Consider the following 19,231-nt stretch of genomic DNA (forward strand, 5'->3'; position numbering starts at 1 on the left):
GGGACCACCCATGTCCGTAGACGGAACACCGCAGGTCGCAGCCGATGTGCCCGAGATGCCGGCACCCCGGGTGCGGGAGACCCAGGCGCCCAGCATCGGTGGCGGACTGGCGCTGCTGCTGGGACTGCTCGGGCTGCTCGTGGGCGCCGCGCTGATCGTCACCGCCACGGCGGTGACGGCGACCGGCGCGAAGGCCGGGCTGATCGTCGGGGGCGTCCTCATCGCCCTGGCGGCGTTCCTGGCGATGTGCGGGCTGAACATGGTGGCGCCGGGCGAGGCCCGGGTGGTGCAGCTCTTCGGCCGGTACCGGGGGACGATCCGGCAGGACGGGCTGCGCTGGGTGAACCCGTTCACCTCGCGCACCAAGATCTCGACGCGGGTGCGCAACCACGAGACGGCCGTCCTGAAGGTGAACGACGCCTACGGCAACCCGATCGAGCTGGCCGCCGTCGTGGTGTGGCGGGTGGAGGACACCGCGCAGGCCACCTTCGAGGTGGACGACTACGTCGAGTTCGTCTCCACCCAGACCGAGGCGGCCGTGCGGCACATCGCCATCGAGTACCCGTACGACGCCCACGAGGAGGACGGCCTCTCGCTGCGCGGCAACGCCGAGGAGATCACCGAGAAGCTCGCCGTCGAGCTGCACGCGCGCGTGGAGGCGGCCGGCGTGCAGATCATCGAGTCCCGCTTCACGCACCTGGCGTACGCGCCGGAGATCGCCTCGGCGATGCTCCAGCGGCAGCAGGCCGGCGCGGTGGTCGCGGCGCGGCGGCAGATCGTGGACGGCGCGGTCGGCATGGTCGAGGCGGCGCTGGCCCGCATCAGCGAGCAGGACATCGTGGAGCTGGACGACGAGCGCAAGGCGGCGATGGTGTCCAACCTGATGGTCGTGCTGTGCGGTGACCGCGCCGCCCAGCCGGTCCTGAACACGGGGACGCTCTACCAGTGACGACCCCGTCCGAGGGCCCGGCCCCCAAGCGCCGGCCGCAGCAGCGCAAGCAGGTGCTGCTGCGGCTGGACCCGCAGGTGTACGAGGCACTGGCCCGCTGGGCGGGCGACGAGCTGCGCTCGGCCAACGCCCAGATCGAGTTCCTGCTGCGCAGGGCGCTCGCGGAGGCGGGCCGCCTGCCCGGGGACGCCGGGCCGCTGCCCCGCCGGGGGCGGCCCCCGGGAGGCGGTCCGGGCGTGACGCCGCCTTCGTGACCGGGCCGGACCGGCCGCGCCGCCGCATCCTCGCGGCGGCGCGGTCTCCGTCGTGGCGGAACCGTAACAAACGCTCCGACCTGCCCTTTCATGCCCGTCGGCACGGTCTCTGCACTCTGCGTATACACGGTGCGTATACACCGCATGTAGAGTGCTGCGCATGTCCATCGGTCACACCCTCCTGGGACTCCTGGAGTCCGGGCCGCGCCACGGTTACGACCTGAAGCGCGCCTTCGACGAGAAGTTCGGTCACGACCGGCCGCTGCACTACGGCCAGGTCTACTCGACGATGTCCCGCCTGCTGAAGAACGGCCTCGTCGTGGTCGACGGCATCGAGGCGGGCGGCGGTCCCGAGCGCAAGCGGTACGCGATCACCGACGCCGGGATCACCGACGTGCAGCAGTGGCTCGCCACTCCGGAGAAGCCCGAGCCGTACCTGCAGTCCACGCTCTACACCAAGGTCGTCCTCGCGCTGCTCACCCACCGCGACGCCGCCGACGTCCTCGACACCCAGCGCTCGGAGCACCTGCGCAGCATGCGCATCCTCACCGACCGCAAGCGCAAGGGCGACCTCGCCGACCAGCTCATCTGCGACCACGCCCTGTTCCACCTCGAGGCCGACCTGCGCTGGCTGGAGCTCACCGCCGCGCGCCTCGACAAGCTCCGTGAGGCGGTGGCCCGGTGACCGCTCCCACGGGATCCCTGCTCTCGGCCGAGAAGCTGACCAAGGCCTACGGCCCGACCCTCGCCCTGGACGGCGCCGAGTTCTCCATCCACCCCGGTGAGGTCGTCGCCGTGATGGGCCCCTCCGGGTCCGGCAAGTCGACGCTGCTGCACTGCCTCGCCGGGATCGTGACCCCCGACTCGGGGACGATCACGTACGACGGACGGGAACTGTCCACCATGTCCGACGCCCGGCGCAGCGCGCTGCGCCGCTCGGAGTTCGGCTTCGTGTTCCAGTTCGGGCAGCTCGTGCCGGAGCTGACCTGCGTCGAGAACGTCGCCCTGCCGCTGCGCCTGAACGGCACCTCCCGCAAGGAGGCCGAGCGGGCCGCGCTGGCCTGGATGGAGCGGCTGGAGGTCGACGACCTGCGCAGGAAGCGGCCCGGCGAGGTCTCCGGCGGCCAGGGGCAGCGCGTCGCGGTGGCACGGTCGCTGGTCACGAACCCGCGCGTGCTGTTCGCCGACGAGCCGACCGGCGCGCTGGACTCCCTCAACGGCGAGCGCGTGATGGAACTGCTCACGGACGCCGCCCGGTCCACCAACGCCGCCGTCGTGCTGGTCACGCACGAGGCGCGGGTGGCCGCCTACTCCGACCGCGAGGTCGTCGTGCGGGACGGCAGGTCGCGGGACATGGAGCGCGCCATATGAACGTCGGCCGGTGGGCCCGGGACCTGGCCATGGGCGTCCGCTTCACCGTCACCGGCGGGCGCGAGGGGTGGACCCGGGCCGTGCTGACGGCCGTCGGCGTCGGGCTGGGAGTGGCGCTGCTGCTGCTGACGACCGCGCTGCCGAACGCGCTGGCCGTCCGGCACGAACGGGAAGCCGCGCGCACCGACATCACGTTCACCGACGACCAGCCCCCGAAGGCCGACGACACCCTGATCGTCGCCGACGTCGACACCGACTTCCGCGACGACGTCGTCCGGGGCCGCGCCCTGGAGGTCGAGGGGCCGCGGGCGCCGCTGCCGCCCGGGGTCGAGAAGTTCCCCGCCGTGGGCGAGATGGTGGTCTCCCCCGCGCTGAAGGAGCTGCTGGAGTCGGACTCCGGCAAGCTGCTGCGGGAGCGGCTGCCCGAACGGATCGTCGGCACCATCGGGGAGAGCGGGCTGATCGGCTCGCACGAACTGGCCTTCTTCCGGGGCGCCGACGACCTCGCGCCGCACCTCGCCGGCGGCCGGATCGTCCGCATCGACCACTTCGGCGACCCCGACCCGGGGACCGAGCGGTCCGACCCGGTGCTTCTCCTGCTGGTCCTCGTCGTCTTCGTGGTGCTGCTGATGCCGGTCGCGGTGTTCATCGCGGCGGCCGTGCGGTTCGGCGGCGAGCGACGCGACCGGCGACTCGCCGCGCTGCGGCTGGTGGGCTCCGACAGCCGCATGACCCGGCGGATCGCCGCCGGCGAGGCGCTGGCGGGCTCGGTGCTCGGCCTCCTCTTCGGCACCGGGTTCTTCCTGGTCGGACGGCAACTGGCTGGGACGGCCGAGGTGTTCGGCATCAGCGTGTTCCCGAGCTACCTCGACCCGTCGCTGCTGCTGGCCCTGCTGGTGGCGGTCGCGGTGCCGGTCGCGGCCGTCCTGGTGACGCTGTTCGCGCTGCGCGGGGTGGTCATCGAGCCGCTCGGTGTGGTGCGTACGGCCAAGCCCGCGCGACGGCGCCTGTGGTGGCGGCTGCTGCTGCCGCTGGCCGGCCTCGCGATGCTGTACCCGATGATCGGCCAGGGCCGTGACGACGGGGACTTCAACCAGTACCTGGTGACCGGCGGCGTCGTCCTGCTGCTGGTCGGCGTCACCGCGCTGCTGCCGTGGATCGTGGAGACGGTGGTCGCCCGGCTCGGCCCGGGCGCCGTGTCCTGGCAGCTGGCCGTGCGCCGGCTGCAGGTGAGCAGCGGCACGGCGGCCCGCATGGTCAACGGCATCGCCGTGGCCGTCGCCGGCGCGATCGCGCTGCAGATGCTGTTCGCGGGCGTGGACGACGACTACACGAAGGACACCGGGCAGGACGTGTCGTGGGCGCAGATGGAGGTGGTCCTGCCGAGCCAGGTGCCCCTGTCCCCGGCCGCCGCGAAGCTGCGGAACACCGAGGGGGTGGACACGGCCCACGCCTACTCCGAGGGCTACCTCGGCGACCGCGCCGTGGACCCGGAGACCACCACGATGCTGACCGTGGGCGACTGCGCGGCCCTGCGGGAGATCGCCGGTCTGCCCTCCTGCCGCGACGGCGACGTGTTCGCCGTCCACGGCGCCGAGTGGGACACCGGCGTCGACGTGGGGAAGCTGGTGACGCCGGGACGGAAGCTGTACCTCGACCCGTCGTACGAGGGCGGCGCGAAGAGCCTGGAGATCCCCTGGACCGTGCCGCGGGGCGTCAAGGCGGCGAAGCCGCGTACCGGTCTGCTGGCCGACATCGACCGGGGCGGTTTCCTGCTCACGCCGAAGGCGACGCCGGCCGCGTTCGCGCCGGCGCTGACCGGGCACACGTACCTCAGGCTCGACGAGTCCGTGCCGGACGTGCGGGACCGGGTGCGCAACACCGCCGCGGCCATCGATCCGCTGGCGTTCCCCCTGAACTGGACGGCGACGGAGCGCACCGACCGGTTCGACGCCATCCGCACCGGACTGTTCGTCGGCGCCGCGTGCGTGCTGGCGCTGATCGGCGCGAGCCTGCTGGTGTCCCAGCTGGAGCAGTTGCGCGAGCGCAGGAAGCTGCTGTCGTCGCTGGTCGCCTTCGGCACCCGGCGCCGCACGCTGAGCCTGTCGGTGCTGTGGCAGACCGCGATCCCGATCGCGCTGGGCCTGGTGCTGGCCACGGCGGTCGGCCTGACGCTGGGCACGGTGCTGCTGAAGATGACGGCCACCCCGGTCGTCGTCGACTGGGCCGGCGTCCTGTCCATGACCGGCATCGGCGCCGCGGTCGTCCTGGTGGTCACCCTGGCCAGCCTGCCGCCGCTGCTGCGCCTGATGCGCCCGGAGGGCCTGCGGACGGAGTAGCCCCCTTCCGTCCGCCCCTCCCCGGGCCCGGACGGGCACGCGCCCCGTGCCCGTCCGGGCTCCCGCGTCGCCGGGACGCCCCGGCGGCTCAGCCGCGGACCGTCCGCACCGGGAGGTCCTCCATCGCCTCCCGCAGCGCCGCCGCCAGTTCCTCGTACTCGGCGGCGCGGACCGCGCCCGTGCGCATGGCGAGGGCGACACGGCGGGTGGGCGCCGGGTCGGCGAAGGAACCGGTGAGGAGCTGACTGGAGCGGGAGGTCTCCACGCGGACCGCCGTACGCGGCAGCAGGGTCACGCCGAGGCCGCCCGCCACCAGCTGCACCAGCGTCGACAGGCCCGCCGCCGTCGTGGTCGCCGGGACGTCCGCGCGGCCGGCCTCCCGGCAGATGTCGAGCGCCTGGTCGCGCAGGCAGTGCCCCTCGTCGAGCAGCAGCAGCTTCAGCTCGCGCAGCACGCCGCGCTCGATGCCCTCCCGGCCGCCGAGCCGGTGGTCGAGCGGGGTGACGAGTACGAAGTCCTCGTCGAAGAGCGGGAGTTCGGTGATACCGGGGACACCGAGCGGCACCGCCAGCAACAGCAGGTCGAGGCGGCCGGACGCCAGGCCGTCGAGCAGGCTCGCCGTCTGCTCCTCGTGGACCTGGAGGTCGAGGTCGGGGTAGCGGTCGTGGACCAGCCGCAGGACCGTCGGGAGCAGGTACGGCGCCACGGTCGGGATGACGCCGAGCCGCAGCGCCCCGGTGAACGGCGCGCGTACCGCCTCGGCCTCCTCCAGCAGGGCCCCGACCTCGGCGAGGACGGCCTTGGTGCGTATCGCGAGCCGTTCCCCCGCCGGCGAGAGCAGCACCTTGCGCGTCGTACGCTCCAGGAGGGTGACACCGAGTGTCTCCTCCAGGGCGGAGACCGCGCCGGAGAGCGCGGGCTGGCTCATGCCGATCGCGGCGGCGGCGTCGCGGAAATGCAGGTGCTCGGCGACCGCCGCGAAGGCCCGCAGCTGGGCGAGGCTGGGCTGCCTCTTCTTGCCGGTCACTGATAGCCACCTCCGATCAACCCGACCGAGTGTAGCTATTTCACTAATCAATGCACTCTGTGCCAACATCAATAACGTCCAACCCATGGGAAACACTCGCAAAATGGGTGTTTCTTCGCTGCAAGGAGAGCGCGTGCTCACTGTCGGTGACAAGTTCCCCGAGTTCGATCTGACCGCCTGCGTCTCGCTGGAGAAGGGCAAGGAGTTCCAGCAGATCAACCACAAGACCTACGAGGGTCAGTGGAAGGTCGTCTTCGCGTGGCCCAAGGACTTCACCTTCGTGTGCCCGACCGAGATCGCCGCCTTCGGCAAGCTGAACGACGAGTTCGCCGACCGTGACGCCCAGGTCCTCGGCTTCTCCGGCGACTCCGAGTTCGTGCACCACGCCTGGCGCAAGGACCACCCGGACCTGACCGACCTGCCGTTCCCGATGATGGCGGACTCCAAGCACGAGCTGATGCGCGACCTCGGCATCGAGGGCGAGGACGGCTTCGCCAAGCGCGCCGTGTTCATCGTGGACCAGAACAACGAGATCCAGTTCTCCATGGTGACCGCCGGCTCGGTCGGCCGTAACCCCAAGGAGGTCCTGCGGGTCCTCGACGCCCTGCAGACCGACGAGCTCTGCCCGTGCAACTGGACCAAGGGCGACGAGACCCTCGACCCGGTCGCGCTGCTGGCCGGGGAGTGACCTGACATGTCCCTCGACTCCCTGAAGTCCGCCATACCGGACTACGCCAAGGACCTGAAGCTCAACCTGGGCTCGGTCATCGGCAACTCCGACCTTCCGGCGCAGCAGCTGTGGGGCACCGTGCTGGCGACCGCCATCGCCTCGCGCTCCCCCATCGTGCTGCGCGAGCTGGAGCCGGAGGCGAAGGCGAACCTCACGCCCGAGGCGTACACGGCCGCCAAGTCGGCCGCCGCCATCATGGCGATGAACAACGTCTTCTACCGCACCCGGCACCTGCTGTCGGACCACGAGTACGGCACCCTGCGCGCCGGTCTGCGGATGAACGTCATCGGCAACCCGGGCGTCGACAAGGTCGACTTCGAGCTGTGGTCCTTCGCGGTGTCCGCCATCAACGGCTGCGGCATGTGCCTGGACTCGCACGAGCAGGTGCTGCGCAAGGCCGGGATCGACCGCGAGGTCATCCAGGAGGCCTTCAAGATCGCCGCCGTGATCGAGGCCGTCGGCGCCACGCTGGACGCCGAGGCGGTTCTCGCCCAGTAGGACCCGGCAGGAAAGGGCCCCGTCCACCATCCCGGTGGGCGGGGCCCTTCGCGTCGCTACGCCGGGGGCGTGTCCGGCGCCGGCTCGGCCCCGGGGGCGGGGGCGGGCTCCGGCGGCGGTCCCGCCGCCGGTGACGCGTCCGTCGACGTCGCGCCGCGCGGCCTCGGCGCCTGCCGTACGGCGGCCTCGCGGGAGTACGCCCGCAGATAGCCCACGACGGTGTTCGTCACCGCGACCAGCGGTACGGCGACCACGGCGCCGCCGATGCCGGCCACCATGCCGCCGGCGGCCACCGACAGCACCACCGCCAGCGGGTGGACCCGCACCGCGCGCCCCAGGATGAACGGCTGGAGGATGTGGCCCTCGATCTGCTGCACCACCAGCACGACGACGAGCGTCATGACCGCCGCGAACATGCCCTGCGTCACCAGCGCCACGACGACCGCGAGCGCGCCCGACACCACGGCGCCGACGAGCGGGATGAAGGCGAACAGGAAGATGAACACGGCCAGCGGAACGGCCATCGGCACGTCGAGGAAGTAGATGCCGAGGCCGATGAAGATGGCGTCGATCAGCGCGACCACGACCGTGCCGCGCACGTACGCGGTCAGCGTCCGCCAGGCGCGCGGACCGGCACCGGCCACGCCCGGCCGGGCCGCGGCCGGCACCAGCTTCAGCGTCCACTGCCAGATCCGCTTGCCGTCGTAGAGCAGGAACAGCGTCGAGAAGGCGGCCAGCAGGATGCCGGTGAGCGCCTCGACGACGACCGTGACGCCCTCCAGCCCCGCGGACGTTATCTGGTCGGTGTTGGCGCCGACCGCCTCGCGCAGGTTCTTGGCGATCTCGTTGATCTGCTTGTCGGTGACGTGGAAGGGGCTGTTCAGCAGCCAGTTGCGCAGTTCGTCGATGCCGTCCTGGACCTGGTCGGAGAGGTTGTCGATGTTCTCCATGACCTGCCAGGTGACGAACCAGCCGATCAGGCCCATCACCACGAACCCGAGGACGGCGGTCAGTGCCGTGGCCGGCCCACGGGGCACCCCGTGCCGTCGCAGCCACGCCACCGAGGGCTGGAGCAGGGCCGTGATCAGCAGCGCGGCCACGAACGCCAGCACCACCAGCTGGACGGCGCTGATCACCTTCATCAGCACCCAGAGGGTGCCCGCGAGGACCAGCAGCCGCCATCCGGCCTCCGCCGCGACCCGCATGCCCCACGGCACCGCCTGTGCGGGATCGGGCCGTTCGCGGACGACGACCGGGTGCTCCACGAACGTGTACCCGTGCCCCGCGGACAGGTCGTCCGCGTCCAACGAGGACAGGTGGTCCGGGGCGTGCGCCGGTCCGGCGCCGCCGGTTTCGGGGTCCTCGCCCTCCACTTCGGCGCGGCGCTGGTCCAACCGCCTGCTCATCCGGGTCAGTCCGGCACCCAGCCGGCCGAGCCATCCTGGCACTCGCGACATGATCCGTCCTCTTCCCCCGTCTCTCCCCACCACTCCCCCCTGGAGTCGTTCCGGTTCGACCGTACATGGCGGGAGCGCGAAAGCCCCTCACCGTAGGACGGTGAGGGGCTGCGCGAGGTTGAGCGGCGGGCCGTGCCGGCTCAGTACCAGTGGTTGTTCTGCCAGAAGTTCCAGGCGTCGCACGGGCTGCCGTAGCGGCTGTCCATGTAGTTGAGGCCCCACTTGATCTGGGTGGCCGGGTTGGTCTGCCAGTCGGAGCCGACCGAGGACATCTTGGAGCCGGGCAGGGCCTGGAAGAGCCCGTAGGCGCCCGAGGACGGGTTGACGGCCCGGTAGTTCCAGCTGGACTCGTGGTCCACGATGTTGCTGAAGCACTGGAACTGGCCGCTGGGGACCATCTGACGTGCCATCGCCTGGATCTGGCCGACGGTGTAGGAGCTCTGGACGGCGAAGGAGACGGACTCGCGCGCGGCGTCGCGGCTGGCCGCTTCCTCCTGCGCTTCGCGCTTCTTGGCCTCCTCGGCCGCCTCGGCCGCCTTCTTCGCCTTCTCCTGCTTGGCGACGGCGGTCTCGGCGGCTGCCCTGCGGGCCGCCTCCTCGGCGTCCTTCTTGGCGCTCGCGTCCGCGGCGATGGCCTGTACGTCGGCCTGCTGCGTCAGGGACGCGGTCTGCACCTGCGCCTGCTCGCCCATGGGGATGTCCGCGAGCAGCGTCATGCCCGCTGCTGTCGCCTCCGCGTCGTGGTTCTGCGCGGTGCTGCCCGAGGCAACGCCGACGACGCTTCCGACTGCGGTGACCGCCGTGGCCGAGGCCACTGCGAATCCCCGGACCGAGATCCGGCTCACACGGTTTCCTTCCAGCATCGCCCGCTTCGGTGACCCTCGCGGACGCAATCGTGCCCCTGGCACTGACCTCCCCAACTACGGGTCACGGGAGGTGCGGGCCCGGTGGACAACTCCCTCGACGGGAGCGCCGCGTGGTGCTCGGGCGGCATACGACGCTGCTATGGAGTTGGAACGGATGTTTCCGTGGTGCCGTACCGCTGGGGGTACAGGTGTGTCGTATGCGGGGCCTGACAGGAGTGAGACTCTGCCGTAACCCGGCGCGGTGAGGCAATTCTGTGTTGCGTGGGAAAGCTCACATCCCGTTTGGCCCTGTGGATTCAGAGAAAACTCCGCGCGCGACGACGCCGCCCGGCTAGGCTCTTTGCCTTTCCGGACGGCGTCGGCCGTCGGGGCGAGCGCCCCCTTGTCGGGACGCGGTTCTCAGATGTGTCCGTCCTCCAGCATTTCGGTCACGAGCGCCGCGATCTGGGACCTCTCGGACCGCGTCAGCGTGACGTGGGCGAAGAGCGGATGGCCCTTCAGCTTCTCGACGACGGCGACCACTCCGTCGTACCGCCCCACCCGCAGGTTGTCGCGCTGCGCCACGTCGTGGGTCAGCACGACCCGCGAGTTGGCGCCGATCCGGGACAGGACGGTCAGCAGGACGTTCCGCTCCAGCGACTGGGCCTCGTCCACGATCACGAACGCGTCGTGCAGCGAGCGGCCGCGGATGTGGGTGAGCGGCAGGACCTCCAGCATGCCGCGGGCGGTGACCTCCTCGATGACCTCACGGCTGGTGACCGCCGACAGCGTGTCGAAGACCGCCTGGGCCCAGGGGCTCATCTTCTCCGCCTCGGAGCCGGGCAGGTAGCCGAGCTCCTGCCCGCCGACCGCGTACAGCGGGCGGAAGACCATCACCTTCTGGTGCTGCCGGCGCTCCAGCACGGCCTCCAGACCCGCGCACAGCGCCAGCGCCGACTTGCCGGTGCCGGCCCGGCCGCCCATGGACACGATGCCGATGTCCGGGTCGAGCAGCAGGTCGAGCGCGATCCGCTGCTCGGCGCTGCGGCCCTTGATGCCGAACACCTCCCGGTCGCCGCGCACCAGCCGGACGCCGCCGTCGGGCGTGACGCGGCCGAGCGCCCTGCCGCGCTCCGACTGGATGGTCAGCCCCGTGTGCACGGGCAGGTCGGCGGCCTCGGGGACGTGGACCCGGCCCTCCTCGAAGAGCACGTCCACCTGTTCACCCGGCAGGGTGAGTTCGGACATCCCGGTCCAGCCGGAGGCGTCCGTGATGGCGAGCTCCGCGCGGTACTCCTCGGCGAGCAGGCCGACGGAGGACGCCTTGATCCTCAGCGGGAGGTCCTTCGACACCACGGTGACGTCGAACCCCTCGGCCTGCAGATTGCGGGCGACCGCGAGGATGCGGGAGTCGTTGTCCCCCAGGCGGTAGCCGGTCGGCAGCACGCTGGGGTCCGAGTGGTTGAGCTCGACACGCACGGTCCCGCCGAGGTCCCCGATCGGGATGGGGGCGTCGAGGCGACCGTGCCGCACACGGAACTCGTCGAGCAGGCGCAGGGCCTGCCTGGCGAAGTAGCCCAGTTCGGGATGGTGCCGCTTGGCCTCCAGCTCCGTCACCACGACGATCGGGAGCACGACCTCGTGCTCGTCGAAGCGGCTCAGTGCTTTGGGGTCGGCCAGCAGGACGCTGGTGTCGAGAACGTAGGTGCGCCGATCTGGCTTGTGGCGCTTTGTGCTGGTCACCACGGAAGGACGTACCCCCTCGGAAGAGGTCGGGGAGCGACGGAGTGGACGCTGGGCCGGGAGGGCGGGAGCGAGCCGGCCGGTCGTGGGCCGCCCTGCACGGGCGCGGGCCGCGAACCGGCCCTCCGCCGCTTCTTCCGCGCCGTGACCGCACGGCAGGGCTGGTGCAAAGGGCCTCCCGGGCGTACGGCTCTGTGCCGTCCGCTGAGATCCGATGCCCGTGGTTCGGGCGTCGACCTGCTTGCCTTATGCCCTCGAACGAGCGCCGCCATGCAACGCCGCAGGACGACACACCGGTGAACTCCCCATGACGGGCGCCCCACGTGGGCACCCGGGCGGGTCGGGGGTGCGGGCGGGCCGGGACGCGGAGCCCTCGGGGGCCGGGAGGCGGGGCAGCGCGAGGGCAGAAAAAACGGGCCGGTCCGTGGGGGGGAGACGGACCGGCCCGAGGGGGGGTTTCCACCATAACCCTTCGTAAGTGATGCTGCGTGCATCGGCGTGCCACAACTACTCTCCGGAATCGTCCGGCAACGCCCGGGTGGTCACGGAATTGCCCATTCCGCCCTGAATCATGGCCAGAACGCGGTCATTCGCACGGAATTCAGAGGGAAACGGGTGACAGGAGTGGCCATACGGAGGTTCCGGTGCGCGCCGCCCCCGGCGCGACGGAGTGCTCCCGCATCCCTCCACCGGGTGATACCGGCGGCGAACGCCCGCTTGACCGGGCACCGCGCAGCCCCCTCCACTGCGCGGTGCCACACGCGCAGCTTTGCTCACGCGAATTGCCTACTCCGAATTTACGTGATCACCGCAGAGGGTTTCGACCCGCGAGGGGCGCCGGTGGATAACGATGTGGAAACCCTGTGAGGATCGCGGGGTGATTCCGCACGCCCCCTCCGGAGCGCGGATATTTGCGAAGGTATGTCACTTACGTCCGGAACGGCCCGTCCGGCCCGGCACCGGTCCCCCTCCCTGGCGAGGACCGCGGGATTCACCCGGACGGCGGCGGGCGCACGACGGCCCGAACGGCAGTTCCCGGCCAAGTCCGTCCGAGCTCCGCCTCCGGCCTACGCGTGCGGCTTGCGGGCCTCGAAGAGCTGGCGCGCGCTGTGGGCGACGAAGGGGCCCTCGGCCCGGATCCGCTCGTGCAGGTCGCGCAGGCGGGGCCGGTACTCCTCGACGGTGAACCCGGGGACCATCCAGACGACCTTGCGCAGGAAGTGGACCACGGCGCCGATGTCGTGGAACTCCATCCGCAGCCGCTCCGCCCGCAGGTCGACGACCTCGAGACCGGCGGCCTCGGCGCCGGCGCGTTCCAGGTCGGGGTGGCGGGCGTTGCGGTTCTCCTCGGGCAGGGGGCCGAGGAAGAACTCGATCAGCTCGAAGACGCTGGCGGGGCCGACGTGCTGGGCGAAGTACGTGCCGCCGGGCGCGAGCACACGGGCGATCTCCGCCCAGTGGGGGACGACGGGGTGCCGGCTGACGACGAGGTCGAAGGCCCCGTCGGCGAAGGGGAACGGCGCGTCGTCGGGCGAGGCGACCACGGGGACACCGCGCGGCCGGAGCAGCGCGGTGGCCTTGGCGACGTTCGGCGGCCACCCCTCGGTGGCGACGACGAGCGGGGGCCGGTGCGGGGCGGCGACGCCGAGGGCGAGGTCCAGGACCTCGCCGCCGCCGGTCTGCACGTCCAGTACGGCGGTGGCTCCGGTCAGCCGCCCGCCCATGGACCGCGCGTACCCCCAGGACGGCCGTTCCTCGGTGGCCCGTCCCTCGAACCAGGAGAAGTCCCAGCCCTCGGTGGGGACGGCGGCGCCTTCGGCCACGAGGTCGTCGAAGGAGCGGGAGGAAGCAGGTGCCATGGTGCGGTCGATCCGATTTCTGCGAATGGGGGGCGGCTTCTGCGAGTGGGGGGCGGCGGCCGGAATGCTAGTCCACCAGGGGCCGGACCTGCTGGGCGGCGAACCGGACGAAGCCCTCGGGGTCGGGTTCGTCCCCGGTCGGCTGGAGGACGACGGTGTCGGCGCCGGCCTCGGCCATCCGCCCGACGGCCTTGGCGACGGTCTCCGCGTCTCCGGCGACCCCCAGGTCGGGCACGGCGTCGAGGCCCTCGGCGCGCTGTTCGGCCCGCAGCCGCTCGGCGGCGCCGGGTCCGGTGGCCGCGAGGAGGTACACGACGACCTTGTGAGGACCGGTCCGCCCGGCCGCCGCCCGGCCCTCGTCGATGAGCAGACGGGCCCGCCGCACCGCGTCGGGGGTGTTGACCGACGTGAGGATGGTCCCGTCGGCGGCCTCCCCCGCGAGCCGCAGCGAACGGGGTCCGGTCACCCCGGCGAGCACCTCGGTCCCCTGCGCGGGCGGCCAGTCGAGGGCGACGTCGTCGAGCCGGACGTACCGTCCCGCGGTCGTCACCCGCTCCCCGCGCAGCAGGGCCCGCAGGGCGAGCAGGTGCTCCCGCAGCAGGGTGAGCGGCGACTCGGCCCGCGCCCCGACCTGCTCCATCCAGTCCTGCACGCCGTGCCCGACACCGAGGATCGCGCGGTCGGGGAACATCCGGTGCAGCGTGGCGGCCTCCATGGCGGTCACGGCCACGTTCCGCAAGGGCACGGGCAGCAGCCCGACGCCGACCCGGAGCCGCTCGGTCCACGCGAGGGCGGCGGCGGCCGTGGAGATCCCGCCCTCGAGGAAGCAGTCCTCCCACAGCCACAGCTCCTCCAGCCCCGCCTCCTCGGCGACGCGTGCCACGTCGCGCAGTCGTTCGGGGGCGAGCTGGGGACGGAACACGACGCCGAGTGCGGTCATGGGATCTTCCTACACTTGGCCCGGGCGCGGGACAACGGCATTTCGCGGTGCGGCACGGCGTCGTGTGCGTGGCGCGGGGAGGGAGTCGGCATGGGGCGGCGCTGGCGGGACGGGCGGGGGCGCCTGGTCGTGGAAGGCGGGCCGGACGGGAGCGCGGTCGCCGTACCGCTGGAGATCGCCGCCTCCTACCGGGCGCGTACCAAGGGGCTGTTGGGACGGGACTCGATCGACGGGGCGCTTCTGCTGTCGCCCGCCGGCAGCGTGCACACGTTCCGGATGCGCTTCCCCATCGACGTGGCCTATCTGGACCGCCGGTTCACCGTCCTCGCCGTACGCACCATGCGCCCGGGCCGGCTGGGACTGCCCCGGCTCCGCTCCCGGCACGTGCTGGAGGCCGAGGCGGGGGCGATGGCCGGGTGGGGGGTGCGGAAGGGGATGCGGTTGGAGGTACGGGAGGAATAGGGGACCCTCACTCCCTCACACCGGCGAGAACCTTCAAGGTTGCCCCATGGCCGTCATCCTCGTCCCGATGCTCCGGCCGCCGATCGCCTCTTCTAGCGGAAGAGGAGGAACACGGTCAGTGAGACGGCACCGGCGAGGGGCCCCAGCAGCGCAAAGCGGGCGGAGCGGGCAAGCCGGCGGATGCCGGGGGCGAAGTACAGGGGGGTCACCACGGCGGCCGTGACGCCCACTTGGAGCGCGAGCAGCTTCGCCAGCGGGGACACCGCCGTCAGCGGCTGCATCCAGGCGACGGAGAGGATCGTCAGCAGGAGAAGGGGGCCGCAGGTGATCAGCACCGTCCCGCTCCAGAAGAACAGGGCGAGGTAGCGGCACGCGGGCCAGTCGGCCAGGTCGCGGGGCTCGACGTTCAGGGTCACGTTCACGGGTCCAGCCTGCGGCCCCTGGACGGACGTCGGCATGAGCGCGTCTACTCATCTCATCCGGGCGCCGGCGCCTACTCACGCCGCGCGTAGGGCGGCCGCCGGCGCCGCGAGGGCGATGCCGGCCGCCCGTGCGGCGCCCTGCCGTGACGTCGTCCTCACGACGTGCGCGGGAAGGAGACCTCGACCCTGCGGTTCTTCTTGCGGCCCGCCTCCGTCGAGTTGTCGGCGATGGGGTAGTCCTCGCCGTAGCCGCGGACCTCGTAGGTGACGCCGGAGTCGTTCAGCGTCTGGGCGAGGAGTCGCTGGACGGCGTTGGCGCGCTGCTTGGACAGGGCGTCGCCGTGGGCGGAGGAGCCCAGGTTGTCAGTGAAGCCGAAGACGCGGATCCTGCCGGCGTTCTGCTTCCTGATCTCCTCGGCGATCCCCGCGACACGGGACTTCGCCTCGCCGCCGAGCTTCGCGCTGTCCTTGCCGAACAGCACCTCGGCCTGGAGCGCGAAGGTCACGCTGGTGTTGGTGTCCTCGCGGCGCTCGTCACCGCCCTGGTCCTCGACGACCGACTTGATGTCCAGCACCTTGGCCTGCGCGAGCGTGGCGCCGTCCGGCAGCTTCAGGTCGGGGTCGTTGGGGTCGACCTCGACGGGCGCGGACGCGGTGGCCTCCGTACCCGGGGGCACGGACGGGCCGTCGTCGGCGTGCGCGGTGGTGCAGAGGTTCGTGGCGAGGAGGAGGGCGGCGGCGGTGAGGGGCAGGGTGAGGCGGGTGCGTGTCATGGGGTGCCTCACCCGGAGATGGAGATGGTCGCGCTGGCGAACGTCGGCAGTTGGAATGCGACCTCAGTCGTACTGGCGGGTGGAGACGGGAACTGCATGAATACGGGAACAGATGCCCCCGCCTTGATTCTCGGGATGTTCGTAGTGGTGAGTGGGCGGCCCTCCGTGTCGCGCAACACGTAGTACCGCTTCTTGCTCGCTGAATCAACGAGGGTCGCTCCACCTAGGGACGACCCGTGTCTGATGATTTCGGTCTCGTCCCCTGCCGTGCGTACTGAGACACGAGCGTCCTTGCTACCGTCATTCTTGAGCTCCCCGCTAACGGTGACGAACCCCCCGGCATCCCTTGTGGCCGAGGTGATCTTGAAGATCAGCCCGTCTTCTCCCCTCAGCTCAGCCAGAGGCTTGTCCGTCCCTTCCTGGGCACTCGGATTGGATCCAGCGCGCCCAGGAGCAGACGCCGAGGACGTCGGTCTGTCGTCCTCGCCTCCCTCCCCGCTGCAAGCTGCCACCCCCATGGCCAGTCCGACCACGACCGTCGTTGCGACCATGCCCCTGCGTGCCTTCGTAGTGAACCGAATGTCCATGCCGTGCTTCCCTCATCCTCATCGCTTCGCTTGTCAGTCGGCCAGATGGACGTCGAACAGCTCGTTGGCTTCGGGTAGATCATCCAGTTTCTTCGGATCCAGGTCCCAGTGCGTTCCCTGACAGGTGAGACGCGGCAGGATGTCCTTTGCATCTTCAGCCGGCATCTCGAACGTGCACCGTGGTTCGATCACGGCAGTCGCCTTTGCCTGTGACTTCTTGTCTTCCGTACCGGGCACAATGCTTTCCCCAACGGATTTGTTCGTCTCGACCACGACCGTGAAGCCCAGCAAACCTTCGGGAGCGCAGCTCAACAAACGAGCATCGTTCTGGGCTGCGAGTTGCTCGCCCCGCCAACACGAGGGGGTGAGCCCAGCCACATCCCCCTCGAAGATGTCCTGCCATTTGGCCGGATCACGTACTACATCGACCCACAGGTCAGCGAGTTGGTCGCGTGTCTCCTGCGCTGCAGCGAGAGCCGCCGAGTCAGCCGCCGTCTGGGCGCCGTTCCGATTGGCCGAAGCCTGCCCGATCGCAAAGTACGCCAACGCGAGAAAGAGCAGGCCGCCCACCACCGTGATGTAAATGGGGAAAGCCTGCCCCGCATCCCCGTACTTGAGGCGGTGACTCAACCGATCACCTCGTCGATCTTGCTCACGATCGCGTCGTAAATCGTCTGCCCGATGTCCGTCCCCGTGATCGCCAGCACGATGGCCACCACCACCGCGATGATCCCCAGGTACTCCACGGCCGTCTGCCCCCTGTCGTTCCGGGCGGCGTGGGAGCGCAGGTACGCGGTGGTGGTGTGCAGCCAGTTGTTCATGGTGTTCCCCTCCAGGGTGGACGTGTGCTGTGGGACGGTCCGTCGAGGGCGTTCCAGACCCGGCCACCTCGTGGTGGCCCCGGAGCGGCCGGCGCCGGTGGAGTCTGTTCATGCGAACCTCGACCTGTCGGGGGTACCGGACAACGACTGTCCCACAACTGATTGCATGTGCGAAAGGTTTTGCGTGGAAGAAGCCCAACTGGGCTCCGTGCGAATGGATGTCGGAAGCTCTGCTTCGTGTGCAGCCGCACTCTTTCGGCTGACGTTCGCCCCCTTCCCCGGCCAGGTGATCGGCATGTCCGCCTACTCCCCCGTGATCGTGCCGAAGTCGGTGCCGGAGCCCAGGATCAGGCCGGCGCCGAGCAGGATCATCGTGGCCGGGACCATGAACGTGGTGATCATCATGGTGGCCTTGGGCACCGCGCGGGCGGCCTTGCGGCGGGCGTTCTGGGCGTCCGTGCGGCGCATGTCCTTGGCCAGGGAGACCAGGGTGTCCACGATGGGCGCGCCCAGTTCCTCGCCCTGCTGGAGGGCCGTCACGAACATCGCCACCTGCTCGGAGTCGTTGCGCCGGCGCAGCTCCGCGAAGGCCTGACGGCGGCTCATGCCGAGGTCCATCTGGCGCAGGGTGATGCGCAGTTCGTCGGCCCAGGGGCCCTCGTAGCGCATGGCGACGCGGTCCAGGGCCTGACGGAAGCCGAGGCCGGCGCTGACCACGACCGCCAGGACGTCGAGGAAGTCGGGGAGCGTGCGTTCGATGACGTCCTTGCGGATGCGGATCGCCGACCAGATGCCGACCTCCGTCCAGAACGCCCCGAAGGCCAGCAGGAGCAGGGCGACGACGTACTGACCGCGCAGGAGGAAGACCAGGAAGCCGACGGCGCCGAGGAAGCCGTAGACGGCTCGGCGGGCGGCGTAGCGGTCGAGGGTCAGGCCGCCGGGGTTGCCCGCGAGGTCGATGCGGCGGCGGTACTTGGCGACCAGGGCCGGGCCCATGAGGCGCAGGACGGCGGGGGCGTAGCGCATGCCCATGCGGTCGATCAGGGAGTCGACGGCACCGGTGCGGGTGGAGCCGACCTCGAGGGCGAGGGCGAGGTCGCCGGGGAGTCTGGCGTCGGCGCGGTACATGCGGATGCCGGCGAAGACGCCCCAGACGCTCAGGCCCATGACCAGTGCGAGCAGCAGTCCCATGGCTCCCCCTTCCTCAGACGTCGATGCGGGACAGGCGGCGGATGAGGACGAAGCCGACGGCGTAGAGGCCGAAGGCGATGATCACCGCGCCCTGGCCGACCGGGGAGCCCGTCATGCGTTCCAGGGCGCCGTCCTTCACCCCGTTCATCAGGAACAGGGAGCCGACGCCGAGCACCGGCACGGCGTACGACGTCATGCTGACCTGGGCGAGCTGGGTGCGGACCTCGCGCCGGGTCTCCTTGCGTTCCTCCAGCGTCTCCGTGAGGTTGCGCAGGGCGCTGACCACCTGGCCGCCCGCCCGGTTGGACAGGACGAGGGTGGTGACGAGGACGACCAGTTCGCGGGAGGGGAGGCGTTCGGCGAGTTCGTTCAGGGCGTCGTCCAGGGAGGACCCGATGGCCAGCTGGTCGGCCACCTTGCCGAGTTCCTCGCCGGCCGGGGCCTCCAGTTCCTCCGCCGCCATGCCGATGGCGGTGCGCAGGGCGAGGCCGGCCTGGGTGGCGTTGGCGAGGATGCGGGCGAGTTCGGGAAGCTGGTTGATGAACTTCTCGATGCGTTTCTGGCGTTGCCAGGTGAGGAACTGCATCGCCGCCCAGACGCCCAGCAGGCCGGCGATCGGGCCGAAGAAGGGGGCGAGGGCGGCCTGGCCGATCAGCCACAGGCCCACGACCGTGGCGAGCATGCCGGCGAAGAACTCGCCGGGGGTGACGTCCAGGCCCGTCGCGGCCAGACGCAGTTCCAGCCTGCGGCCGAGCTTCGTGCGGCGCAGCCGGCGGTCCAGGGTGCGGAAGCGGCGCCGGCGGCCGGCGGACGGGGGCCGGCCGGCGGCGGAGAGGCGGTCGACCAGGGCCTCGCGCTGGGCCTTGCCGGCCGCGTAGGAGTGCAGGCCCAGGACCGCCAGGGTGCAGGTCAGCAGCGTGATGCCGGTGGTGAGCGTGACGAGCGTGTGCAGTTCCATCGGGC

21 protein-coding genes are annotated in these 19,231 nt (G+C 71.0%); 8 read left to right on the forward strand and 13 right to left on the reverse strand.

Annotation, left to right across the window (positions count from 1 at the left end; translation table 11 throughout):
• Positions 1 to 10: 10 nt before the first annotated feature.
• The 5 genes from ACZ4V6_RS13955 (at position 11) to ACZ4V6_RS13975 (ending at position 4,913) form a co-directional block, all read left to right on the forward strand.
• Positions 11 to 949, forward strand: coding sequence for an SPFH domain-containing protein (locus tag ACZ4V6_RS13955; protein WP_467826365.1), 939 nt, complete (start codon positions 11 to 13; stop codon positions 947 to 949).
• Positions 946 to 1,203 (forward strand): type II toxin-antitoxin system antitoxin, encoded by a 258-nt coding sequence (locus ACZ4V6_RS13960; RefSeq protein WP_467826367.1) that lies wholly within the window; start codon positions 946 to 948, stop codon positions 1,201 to 1,203. The genes ACZ4V6_RS13955 and ACZ4V6_RS13960 overlap by 4 nt, the downstream gene beginning before the upstream one ends.
• 160 nt (positions 1,204 to 1,363) lie before the next feature.
• Positions 1,364 to 1,888, forward strand: coding sequence for a PadR family transcriptional regulator (locus tag ACZ4V6_RS13965; RefSeq protein WP_386319821.1), 525 nt, complete (start codon positions 1,364 to 1,366; stop codon positions 1,886 to 1,888).
• Positions 1,885 to 2,574 carry an ABC transporter ATP-binding protein gene (locus tag ACZ4V6_RS13970; RefSeq protein WP_467826370.1) on the forward strand — a complete coding sequence of 230 codons (690 nt, stop codon included), beginning with the start codon at positions 1,885 to 1,887 and terminating at the stop codon, positions 2,572 to 2,574. The genes ACZ4V6_RS13965 and ACZ4V6_RS13970 overlap by 4 nt, the downstream gene beginning before the upstream one ends.
• Positions 2,571 to 4,913 carry an ABC transporter permease gene (locus ACZ4V6_RS13975; RefSeq protein ID WP_467826372.1) on the forward strand — a complete coding sequence of 781 codons (2,343 nt, stop codon included), beginning with the start codon at positions 2,571 to 2,573 and terminating at the stop codon, positions 4,911 to 4,913. The genes ACZ4V6_RS13970 and ACZ4V6_RS13975 overlap by 4 nt, the downstream gene beginning before the upstream one ends.
• Positions 4,914 to 5,001: 88 nt before the next feature.
• On the opposite strand, the gene ACZ4V6_RS13980 is transcribed toward ACZ4V6_RS13975, so the two are convergent.
• Complete coding sequence (locus ACZ4V6_RS13980; protein ID WP_467826374.1) at positions 5,002 to 5,940, reverse strand: LysR substrate-binding domain-containing protein; 939 nt, start codon at positions 5,938 to 5,940, stop codon at positions 5,002 to 5,004.
• Positions 5,941 to 6,073: 133 nt separating this feature from the next.
• On the opposite strand from ACZ4V6_RS13980, the gene ACZ4V6_RS13985 reads away from it, so the two are divergent.
• Both ACZ4V6_RS13985 and ACZ4V6_RS13990 read left to right on the forward strand, forming a co-directional pair.
• Positions 6,074 to 6,628, forward strand: coding sequence for a peroxiredoxin (locus ACZ4V6_RS13985; RefSeq protein ID WP_356199783.1), 555 nt, complete (start codon positions 6,074 to 6,076; stop codon positions 6,626 to 6,628).
• 6 nt (positions 6,629 to 6,634) lie between these two features.
• Positions 6,635 to 7,168, forward strand: a complete 534-nt coding sequence (locus ACZ4V6_RS13990) for an alkyl hydroperoxide reductase (protein WP_161164848.1) — start codon at positions 6,635 to 6,637, stop codon at positions 7,166 to 7,168.
• A 56-nt stretch (positions 7,169 to 7,224) separates the two neighbouring features.
• Here the strand turns inward: ACZ4V6_RS13990 and ACZ4V6_RS13995 are convergent, their stop codons facing one another.
• The 5 genes from ACZ4V6_RS13995 to ACZ4V6_RS14015 form a co-directional block, all read right to left on the reverse strand.
• On the reverse strand, positions 7,225 to 8,625 hold the full coding sequence (locus ACZ4V6_RS13995; RefSeq protein ID WP_467826377.1) for an AI-2E family transporter: 1,401 nt from the start codon (positions 8,623 to 8,625) through the stop codon (positions 7,225 to 7,227).
• Between the two features lie 140 nt (positions 8,626 to 8,765).
• On the reverse strand, positions 8,766 to 9,470 hold the full coding sequence (locus tag ACZ4V6_RS14000) for an aggregation-promoting factor C-terminal-like domain-containing protein (protein WP_467826379.1): 705 nt from the start codon (positions 9,468 to 9,470) through the stop codon (positions 8,766 to 8,768).
• Positions 9,471 to 9,890: 420 nt separating this feature from the next.
• The gene (locus ACZ4V6_RS14005) at positions 9,891 to 11,216 is read right to left on the reverse strand and encodes a PhoH family protein (protein ID WP_467826381.1); all 1,326 of its coding nucleotides are present in this window, start codon (positions 11,214 to 11,216) and stop codon (positions 9,891 to 9,893) included.
• A gap of 1,064 nt (positions 11,217 to 12,280) precedes the next feature.
• A complete protein-coding gene (locus tag ACZ4V6_RS14010; RefSeq protein WP_467826383.1) occupies positions 12,281 to 13,072 on the reverse strand; it encodes a class I SAM-dependent methyltransferase in 792 nt (263 codons plus the stop codon).
• A gap of 67 nt (positions 13,073 to 13,139) precedes the next feature.
• Positions 13,140 to 14,012 (reverse strand): LLM class flavin-dependent oxidoreductase, encoded by an 873-nt coding sequence (locus ACZ4V6_RS14015; RefSeq protein WP_467826385.1) that lies wholly within the window; start codon positions 14,010 to 14,012, stop codon positions 13,140 to 13,142.
• Positions 14,013 to 14,102: 90 nt separating this feature from the next.
• Here ACZ4V6_RS14015 and ACZ4V6_RS14020 point away from each other — a divergent pair, with 90 nt between their 5' ends.
• Positions 14,103 to 14,474, forward strand: coding sequence for a DUF192 domain-containing protein (locus ACZ4V6_RS14020; RefSeq protein WP_467826388.1), 372 nt, complete (start codon positions 14,103 to 14,105; stop codon positions 14,472 to 14,474).
• Between the two features lie 92 nt (positions 14,475 to 14,566).
• On the opposite strand, the gene ACZ4V6_RS14025 is transcribed toward ACZ4V6_RS14020, so the two are convergent.
• The 7 genes from ACZ4V6_RS14025 to ACZ4V6_RS14055 all read right to left on the reverse strand — a co-directional run bounded on the left by ACZ4V6_RS14025 (position 14,567) and on the right by ACZ4V6_RS14055 (position 19,226).
• Positions 14,567 to 14,896 (reverse strand): hypothetical protein, encoded by a 330-nt coding sequence (locus ACZ4V6_RS14025; protein WP_467826390.1) that lies wholly within the window; start codon positions 14,894 to 14,896, stop codon positions 14,567 to 14,569.
• Positions 14,897 to 15,051: 155 nt separating this feature from the next.
• Positions 15,052 to 15,669 carry an OmpA family protein gene (locus tag ACZ4V6_RS14030; RefSeq protein ID WP_467826392.1) on the reverse strand — a complete coding sequence of 206 codons (618 nt, stop codon included), beginning with the start codon at positions 15,667 to 15,669 and terminating at the stop codon, positions 15,052 to 15,054.
• Between the two features lie 8 nt (positions 15,670 to 15,677).
• Positions 15,678 to 16,256: a hypothetical protein gene (locus ACZ4V6_RS14035; protein WP_467826393.1), complete on the reverse strand. Its 579-nt coding sequence runs from the start codon at positions 16,254 to 16,256 to the stop codon at positions 15,678 to 15,680.
• A 33-nt stretch (positions 16,257 to 16,289) separates the two neighbouring features.
• On the reverse strand, positions 16,290 to 16,886 hold the full coding sequence (locus ACZ4V6_RS14040; RefSeq protein WP_467826396.1) for a pilus assembly protein TadG-related protein: 597 nt from the start codon (positions 16,884 to 16,886) through the stop codon (positions 16,290 to 16,292).
• Positions 16,883 to 17,077: a Flp family type IVb pilin gene (locus ACZ4V6_RS14045; protein ID WP_467826398.1), complete on the reverse strand. Its 195-nt coding sequence runs from the start codon at positions 17,075 to 17,077 to the stop codon at positions 16,883 to 16,885. Before ACZ4V6_RS14045 ends, ACZ4V6_RS14040 begins: the two co-directional genes overlap by 4 nt.
• A 303-nt stretch (positions 17,078 to 17,380) precedes the next feature.
• Positions 17,381 to 18,268, reverse strand: a complete 888-nt coding sequence (locus ACZ4V6_RS14050; protein ID WP_467826400.1) for a DUF5936 domain-containing protein — start codon at positions 18,266 to 18,268, stop codon at positions 17,381 to 17,383.
• Positions 18,269 to 18,281: 13 nt separating this feature from the next.
• Positions 18,282 to 19,226: a type II secretion system F family protein gene (locus ACZ4V6_RS14055; protein WP_467826403.1), complete on the reverse strand. Its 945-nt coding sequence runs from the start codon at positions 19,224 to 19,226 to the stop codon at positions 18,282 to 18,284.
• Between the last annotated feature and the right edge of the window lie 5 nt (positions 19,227 to 19,231).

It is taken from the genome of Streptomyces sp. NPDC029152 (genome assembly GCF_055564355.1).